Genomic DNA, 1,021 nt, shown 5'->3' on the forward strand with positions numbered 1-1,021 from the left:
CTGGGACGGAGGTGTGCGGCAGTTCCTTATCGACGAGCAATGTGATCCGGAAAGGATCGAACGCATCATGGCGGACCAGCCTAAATCATAAGCTCCGCGGCCTTCGCCGGATGGATACCCTTGGCGCGCACCGCGTCGCCGAAATGATTGCCCCGGTAGGCACTGTCCGCAAACACGTCGCCGGGATTGTCAGGCAGAGCATCGGGGCCGGCCTTGCCGTCATTAACGTTGGCGGGTGTCACCGCGATTTCCTCGACCAGCGCCGTATCGGCGTCTGCCCCGACATGGGCCTTGAAGCCATGAACCGCTGGTTTGCCCTTATGCTTGACCCAACGGCCCTCCTCATCATCCTCGCTGGCCGAAGCGATGATTGTCGCATCGACAAGTGTGCCGGTCTTGACCCGGATCGCTTTGGCCTTGAGCTGGCTGGTGATTCCCTCGAACAGAGGCTTGTCCAGGCCATGGGCCACAAGGGCTTTTCGAAAACGCACGAAAGCCGTTCGCTCAGGTGTCGGCTCTGAAGCCGAGAACCCTCAGAAGCGCCGGAACGATCCTCTGTCGTCCAGCGCCTCGGTGAACTTGACGTCCGACAAGTCGTACCAGATCGACAGCAGCATCGCATTGAACAGGGCCATTGGCGGCCAGGCAGGCTTGCCCTTCGCAGAGCAGGAAATCACACCAAGAGCTTGATCGATCGGCATCCAGTCAATCAGTTTAGCAAGCTCGTTCAAAGACGAATGCTGGCTACGATCAACGGTAAATCCGAACTTTCCCTGACCAATGCGCCTACGTGACATCGCATCCCCAAATCCATTGTTCAGATTGAAAGACTCACAGATCAATAAGCCAGTAAAGACACCCGCGCACAGATCTCATTACTTCTTGCCGCCGATTTTAGACGGCCATTATATCAGCGGGCTTAGGGTCCGGACCCAATAATTGGGTTTCCTTGCACATTTCGACGTGATTCAATCGCCTGAGCAAGGAGGCGATTTCATGTCTGATTTCTTTTGGTTTTCCG

2 protein-coding genes are annotated in these 1,021 nt (G+C 56.1%); both read right to left on the reverse strand.

The annotated features are described in order from the left end of the window. Positions 1-80: 80 nt before the first annotated feature. Entirely contained in the window at positions 81-470 is a 390-nt protein-coding gene (locus tag C8J33_RS27775; protein ID WP_245420225.1) for a transposase, read from the reverse strand. Positions 471-533: 63 nt separating this feature from the next. After that, a complete protein-coding gene (locus C8J33_RS26840) occupies positions 534-797 on the reverse strand; it encodes a transposase (RefSeq protein ID WP_132665936.1) in 264 nt (87 codons plus the stop codon). Positions 798-1,021: the final 224 nt, after the last annotated feature.

This window comes from Rhizobium sp. PP-CC-3G-465 (assembly GCF_004343445.1).
Taxonomy (GTDB): Bacteria; Pseudomonadota; Alphaproteobacteria; order Rhizobiales; family Rhizobiaceae; genus Ferranicluibacter; species Ferranicluibacter rubi.